The sequence below is a fragment of the Microbacterium sp. CIAB417 genome, assembly GCF_022788845.1.
On record NZ_JAHZUT010000015.1, the window covers coordinates 44,869 to 51,552 of the forward strand.

The following is a 6,684-nucleotide window of genomic DNA, read 5'->3' on the forward strand; positions in this document are numbered from 1 at the left end:
GGGTCGACGGAAGCGCAATATTGACTCTCATGTGAACGGTCACATCGGGAGTGGCCGTCAAGTTTCGAGGAAGATCCGTGAGCAGCACAGCAACGTTGCCTGTCGTGTCGGGGCCGATCCTGGAGATGCGCGGCATCACCAAGGAGTTCCCTGGCGTCAAGGCGCTGTCCGATGTCTCGATCACCGTCCGAGCCGGCGAGATCCACGCGATCTGCGGCGAGAACGGGGCGGGCAAGTCCACCCTGATGAAGGTCCTCTCCGGCGTGTACCCCTACGGGTCGTACGACGGCGACATCCTCCTCTACGGCCAGGAGCAGCGCTTCAAGGACATCGCCGCCAGTGAGCAGGCCGGTATCGCGATCATCCATCAGGAGCTGGCTCTCATCCCGGAGCTGTCGATCACCGAGAACATCTTCCTCGGCAACGAGATCGCCCGGGGCGGTCGCATCGACTGGCAGGCGGCGAAGACCCGAGCCACCGAGCTGCTCGCTCGGGTGGGGCTCGAGGAGGACCCCGATCTCGCCATCAAGCACCTCGGCGTCGGCAAGCAGCAGCTCGTCGAGATCGCCAAGGCGCTCAACAAGGACGTCAAGCTCCTCATCCTGGACGAGCCCACCGCGGCCCTCAACGAGAACGACTCGCAGCACCTGCTCGGGCTCATCCTCGGCCTCAAGGCCAAGGGCATCGCGTCGATCATGATCAGCCACAAGCTCAACGAGATCGAGCAGATCGCCGACGAGATCACGATCATCCGCGACGGGCGCACCGTCGAGACGCTCGACATCACGCAGGGCGAGATCAACGAGGACCGCATCATCCGCGGCATGGTGGGCCGGTCGCTCGAGAGCCGGTACCCGGATCGCACGCCGGAGATCGGCGAGGTGATGTTCGAGGTGAAGGACTGGTGGGTCCAGCATCCGACCGTCTCCGAGCGCATGGTCGTGAAGGGCTCCAGCCTGAACGTCCGTCGCGGAGAGGTGGTCGGGATCGCCGGGCTCATGGGCGCAGGGCGCACCGAGTTCGCCATGAGCATCTTCGGGCGCTCCTACGGCACGTACCTCGGCGGCCGCCTGTTCAAGGACGGGGCGGAGATCGAACTCCCCGACGTCGCCACGGCGATCCGCCACGGCCTGGCGTACGTCAGCGAGGACCGCAAGGTGCTCGGACTCAACCTCCTCGACACGATCAAGCGCTCGATCGTCTCGGCGAAGCTGTCGAAGATCGCCAAGCGCGGTGTCGTCGACGACCGCCAGGAGTACGCGGTCGCCGAGCAGTACCGCAAGGCGCTGCGGATCAAGACGCCGAACGTCGAGGAGGGCGTCGCGAAGCTCTCGGGCGGCAACCAGCAGAAGGTCGTCCTGGCGAAGTGGATGTTCACCGATCCCGACCTGCTCATCCTCGACGAGCCCACCCGCGGCATCGACGTCGGAGCCAAGTACGAGATCTATTCGATCATCAACGAGCTCGCGGCGGCGGGCAAGGGCGTCATCGTCATCTCCAGCGAACTGCCCGAGCTGATGGGCATCTCCGACCGCATCTACACCATCTTCGAGGGACGCGTCACGGACTGCATCCCCAGCGAACAGGCGACCCCGGAGGCGCTCATGCGCAGCATGACCTCCACGAACCAGAAGGCGAACGCATGACGACGACCACCCCGGCACCGAAGCAGGGCTTCCACTTCGGCGACATCAGGAAGATGTTCGGCGGCAACACGTCATCTCTCCGCCAGTTCGGCATCCTCGGCAGCCTGATCGTCATCGTCCTGCTCTTCGAGTTGCTGACGCTGCTGCACAACGGCCCCGGCGGGGCGACGCTGACGCCGGGCAACCTGATCAACGTCGTCAACCAGTACTCCTTCATCCTGATCCTCGCCATCGGCATGGTGATGGTGATCATCATGGGTCACATCGACCTGTCCGTCGGGTCGGTCGCGGCCTTCGTCGGCATCATCGTGGCGAAGTCGATGGCGGAGTGGAACCTGCCCTGGCCTCTGGCGATCCTCCTCGGACTGGGTGTGGGTGCGCTCGTGGGCGCCTGGCAGGGATTCTGGGTCGCGTACGTCGGCGTTCCGGCGTTCATCGTGACGCTGGCCGGCATGCTGTTCTTCCGCGGCGCTCAGCAGTTCATCGGCGACGCGCAGACCATTCCCGTCCCGAAGGGATTCCAGGTCATCGGGACCGGGTATCTGCCCGAGCTCGCGATCCCGCTGAACTTCAACGTGCTCACGATGCTCCTCGCCCTCGTCGCGGTCGCCTGGCTCATCTTCTGGGAGATCCGCACCCGACGCGTCCAGCGCCGGATGGGGTCGGAGATGGCGCCGGCGTGGGTGAGCGTCACCAAGGTCGTGCTGCTGTCGATCGTCGTCCTCGCGGCGGGATGGATGTTCGCCACGGGGCGTCCGGGGACCAGCTTCCCCGTCCCCGGCCTCATCCTGCTGGCGCTCGTGATCATCTACTCGTTCCTCACGCGCAACACGATCTTCGGCCGCCACATCTACGCCGTCGGCGGCAACCGGCAGGCCGCGCGCCTCTCGGGAGTGAAGGACCGCTGGGTCGACTTCTTCGTCATGATGAACATGTCGATGCTCGCGGCCCTGGCCGGCATGATCTTCGTCGCCCGCTCCCAGGCCTCGGGTCCGAACGACGGCACCGGCTGGGAGCTGGACGCGATCGCCAGCGTCTTCATCGGCGGCGCGGCCGTCGCCGGCGGCATCGGCACAGTCATCGGCTCGATCATCGGTGGCCTCGTGATGGCGTTCCTCAACAACGGCCTGGCGCTGCTCGGTCAGGGCGCCGACGTCGTGGCGATGATCAAGGGCCTCGTGCTGCTGTTCGCTGTCGGCATCGACGTGTGGAACAAGCAGCAGGGGCGGCCGTCGCTCATCGGACTGCTGACCCGCCGGCGCCACCAGAAGGACGCCCCGAACCTCACCGACTATCCGACCTCCGCCGCGGGCACCGCGAGCGGGAAGAAGGAGACTCCGTCGTCCTGACGGCAGTGTCCGCACCATCAGAGAAAGAGATCGCATGAAGAGAATGGCAGTGACGGCGACAGCGTTGGTCGCCGCAGCAGCGCTCGCCCTCACCGGCTGCTCCTCCCAGCGAGGCGGCGGGTCCGAGGAGGGCTCGGGCTCCGGCGAGAACGCCGGATTCGAGGCCGGCTCCACGATCGGCGTCGCCCTGCCGGACAAGACCAGTGAGAACTGGGTCCTGGCAGGACAGCTGTTCGAGGACGGACTCGCCGAGGCCGGCTTCAAGGCGGACGTTCAGTACGCCCCGGCCAGCAACACCGTCGCCGAGCAGCAGAACCAGATCCAGGCGATGGTGACGAACGGCGCCAAGGTCATCATCATCGGCGCCAAGGACGGCAAGCAGCTGGCCACGCAGGTGCAGGCGGCCAAGGACGCCGGCGCCTACGTGATCGCCTACGACCGTCTCATCGAGAACACCGAGGCCGTCGACTACTACGTCGCCTTCGACAACTTCAAGGTCGGCGAGCTGCAGGGCAACGCGCTGCTGCAGGGTCTCGAGGAGCGCGCCGGTCACGAGGCGCCGTACAACATCGAGCTGTTCTCCGGATCTCCGGACGACGCCAACTCGAAGGTCTTCTTCGACGGCGCGATGAGCGTGCTGCAGCCGAAGATCGACGACGGCACGCTGAACGTCGTGTCGGGTCAGACCGAGATCGCCCAGACGGCGACCGAGGGCTGGCTGGCCGAGAACGCGCAGAACCGGATGGACACGATCCTCACCGGCTCGTACAGCGGCGACACGGTGCTCGACGGCGTGCTGTCCCCGAACGACACGCTCGCGCGCGCCATCATCACCTCGGTCCAGCAGGCCGGGAAGCCCGTGCCGGTCGTGACCGGTCAGGACTCCGAGGTGGAGTCGGTGAAGTCGATCATGGAGGGCATCCAGTACTCCACGATCAACAAGGACACCACGCTGCTCGTGGAGCAGGCCATCAAGATGGTCGGCCAGCTCCAGGCGGGCGAGGAGGTCGACGTCAACGACACCGAGTCGTACGACAACGGCGTCAAGGTCGTCCCGTCCTACCTGCTGGAGCCGCTGATCGTCACGAAGGAGAACGCGGCCGAGGCGTACGCCAACGTCCCGAGCCTCCTCGAGATCGTCGAGTCCTACCAGTAAGTCACGACGTGCAGCCAGAGCCGCCCGGGTTCCGACCCGGGCGGCTCTCGCGTTCTCCCGCGACTACCCTGGAGAGGACATGGCACATCTTCTCGGGGCCGAGGGCCTCCACCTGGAATACCCGACCAAGGTCGTCTTCGACTCCGTCACCCTCGGCATCGAGGAGGGGGACCGGATCGGCATCGTCGGCCGCAACGGCGACGGCAAGTCGTCGCTTCTGGCGATGCTCGCCGGCCGGAAGGAGCCGGATGCCGGGCGGGTCACGATGCGCGCCGGAACCCGGGTCGGAGTCCTCGATCAGGCGGACACGCTCGACGACGGTCACACGATCGGGCAGGCGGTCGTCGGCGACACCCCCGAGCACGAGTGGGCGGGTGATCCGCGGGTCCGCGACGTGATCCACGGTCTGCTCGGGGATCTCGACTGGGACGCGCCCGTCGACGCCCTCAGCGGCGGCCAGCGCCGTCGCGTCGCGCTCGCCGCGCTGCTGACCCGGGACTGGGACATCATCGCCCTGGATGAGCCGACCAACCAGTTGGAAGCACTGCGTGCAATGCGCGGCAGAACATGCCAAGACCGAAGCCCTGATGAGCTCTGCAGGGCGCACCCACGATCAGTCCTTAAAGGACCTTCTCAAACCTGTCGAGCCAAAGCACGAGGTGCTCGTTAAGGCGAGTCACGGACTCGATTACTCGTTTGATCGTGGTCTCGAGGTCACCGTAGGTGGAGCGGAACGCTTCCTGGCGGGGATCCGTCTCGAAGTGCGCAATGAGATTGCGCGTCTCAGCCAACTTCGCGACAGCCTGCCTGTGAGCCGGAGACTCCCAAACGGGCTCGGAACCTGCTGATAGGCACAAACCTTCCCAAAGCGCCTCGAAATGGTGGGCATTCACTGTTCTGCCATCAGAGATCCCGAGTTGCCGCAGTTGGCCGAACTCGAGCGGCTCTTCATCGATGTAGAAGTTGTTCGCCGCCCGCACCACCTCCGATCGCCTCGTCATGCGAAGAACACGGTCGGTGCTGATTGACTCCCACGCCTCCGGCATCAGCATCGCCATGGCGGTGGGCCGTAGATGCCGTCTCTTTACCTCTAGTCTCCGCAGGTCGTCAGGGAGATCAGTGTCGATCCGGCGGAATAAGTCCTCCAGCGCACCCGCCGCGAAGACGAAGGTGAAGGCTCGTTCAGCGCGAGACTGTGCGTCCTGCGCGATCCGTTGAGCCTGTTTGGCCTTTCGCCACTGGACGTCACGGGTCTGTAAATTACGGCGTTGCCATTCGAGCCGTTCTAGGCAGTCCTCGAACGGCTGCTCAATCTGCCACTTTGCCACATCGGTTACTTCGACGGAGCCGCGCCTGTCAGGAGCTGCACCGATCGATCGATGCGGGTCGCGAGGGCCTTCGGCGTGTTTGTGCCCTTCGTCGAGCTGTTGACCAAAACGCGATCCTCAAGCCAACCAGGACGCGGACTGAACGAGGTTGTTCCGCTTCGGATTAGCCTCCCCGCTGCGACCATGACGGCCTCGAATTGGTTCTGCGGAGTCCAACCCACACCTGGTCGCTTAATGGGTCCGCCGACCACCCGCATCAGCTCGTCGCTCACACTTGTGAAGAGCGCTACGTCATCGGCAACGTCTGTGTCGTCTTTTCGACTGTCCATGTAGTCGTTGAGAAAGTCGGTGACCGCGCCCGTGAATTTCTCTTGCCAATCCAGGTAGGCGAAGAACTTTAGCGCAAGCTCTCCGTAGGTTCCGTTGTCCTTGTCAGACCGCTTCAGTTTGATCAAGCTACGAAAGCTCGGATATTCTGACAACTCCTCGAGTGCCGCGTTAAACGGCCCGCGATAAAGGACTCCTCGAACTTCCTGCGGGGTCAAAGCTATTGCTCCGGCATTCAGTCGTCGAAAGAGCTCAAACCTCACCTCATGGACGGATTGGTCGTTCAGGACTTGCACCCGGACGTAACGCTTCTCGAGGAGGAACTTGATTTGTCGAGGCAGTGCTTCGAAGCTTACGCCCTCAAAGCTCTGTAACTGGGGTAGGTCCCGGAGGATCAGCGGGCCGTCCATGCCCAGCTTCTTTCGCGTCTTCTCAGTGCCCATGAAGCGCGCAATGGTGCTTACTCGCTGGAGACCGTCTACCACGTCCCACGAGCCATTTGCGTTTGTTGCAACGAAAACGGCAGGTATCGGGAGTCCCATCAGGAGCGATTCGATCAACTCGCACTGAGTCTTCTCAGTCCACCTAAACTTGCGCTGGTACTCTGGCCGCGCTTGAAGCTCGTCCTCATCCACCATTCGAACGAGCTCACGCAAGCTCAGGTCGAAGAAGTCAGTGTCGACACGCTGACGGCGCTCTTGCAGCGCAGCCTGAAGCTCGAGGTCGCTGGGGAGTTCTTCCGAAGTAGTTTTCACGCTCCCAAGGTAGCGGTCGAACCGCGACATGCGGTGGTTCGACAGCCCCGAAACTCTCTGGCGATCCCAATGTTGGCTACGCGCGGGAGTCGGTATCCACCTGCGTACCCTTGAAGCGATGGC

Annotated in this window: 5 protein-coding genes and 1 pseudogene; 4 read left to right on the forward strand and 2 right to left on the reverse strand. The window is 64.0% G+C overall.

Going from position 1 to position 6,684, the window contains the following annotated elements:
* Positions 1-125 precede the first annotated feature (125 nt).
* The 4 genes and pseudogenes from mmsA to KYX17_RS30555 form a co-directional block, all read left to right on the forward strand.
* Positions 126-1,646, forward strand: coding sequence for a multiple monosaccharide ABC transporter ATP-binding protein (gene mmsA / locus KYX17_RS30540; RefSeq protein ID WP_249224526.1), 1,521 nt, complete (start codon positions 126-128; stop codon positions 1,644-1,646).
* Positions 1,643-2,995: a multiple monosaccharide ABC transporter permease gene (gene mmsB / locus KYX17_RS30545; protein ID WP_243233339.1), complete on the forward strand. Its 1,353-nt coding sequence runs from the start codon at positions 1,643-1,645 to the stop codon at positions 2,993-2,995. The genes mmsA and mmsB overlap by 4 nt, the downstream gene beginning before the upstream one ends.
* Before the next feature lie 34 nt (positions 2,996-3,029).
* Positions 3,030-4,151 carry a sugar-binding protein gene (locus KYX17_RS30550; protein WP_243233342.1) on the forward strand — a complete coding sequence of 374 codons (1,122 nt, stop codon included), beginning with the start codon at positions 3,030-3,032 and terminating at the stop codon, positions 4,149-4,151.
* 79 nt (positions 4,152-4,230) lie between these two features.
* A pseudogene (locus KYX17_RS30555) lies at positions 4,231-4,692 on the forward strand (ATP-binding cassette domain-containing protein); the annotation flags it as partial.
* A 79-nt stretch (positions 4,693-4,771) separates the two neighbouring features.
* Here KYX17_RS30555 and KYX17_RS30560 read toward each other — a convergent pair.
* Positions 4,772-5,479 carry a hypothetical protein gene (locus KYX17_RS30560; RefSeq protein WP_243233344.1) on the reverse strand — a complete coding sequence of 236 codons (708 nt, stop codon included), beginning with the start codon at positions 5,477-5,479 and terminating at the stop codon, positions 4,772-4,774.
* A gap of 5 nt (positions 5,480-5,484) precedes the next feature.
* Positions 5,485-6,591, reverse strand: coding sequence for a DUF262 domain-containing protein (locus KYX17_RS30565; protein WP_243233348.1), 1,107 nt, complete (start codon positions 6,589-6,591; stop codon positions 5,485-5,487).
* Between the last annotated feature and the right edge of the window lie 93 nt (positions 6,592-6,684).

Bases quoted from the DNA above. Each gene is read 5' to 3' on its own strand.
- mmsA (WP_249224526.1), top strand. From the start codon at position 126: ATGCGCGGCATCACCAAGGAGTTCCCTGGCGTCAAGGCGCTGTCCGAT.
- mmsB (WP_243233339.1), top strand. From the start codon at position 1,643: ATGACGACGACCACCCCGGCACCGAAGCAGGGCTTCCACTTCGGCGAC.
- KYX17_RS30550 (WP_243233342.1), top strand. From the start codon at position 3,030: ATGAAGAGAATGGCAGTGACGGCGACAGCGTTGGTCGCCGCAGCAGCG.
- KYX17_RS30565 (WP_243233348.1), bottom strand. From the start codon at position 6,591: ATGTCGCGGTTCGACCGCTACCTTGGGAGCGTGAAAACTACTTCGGAA.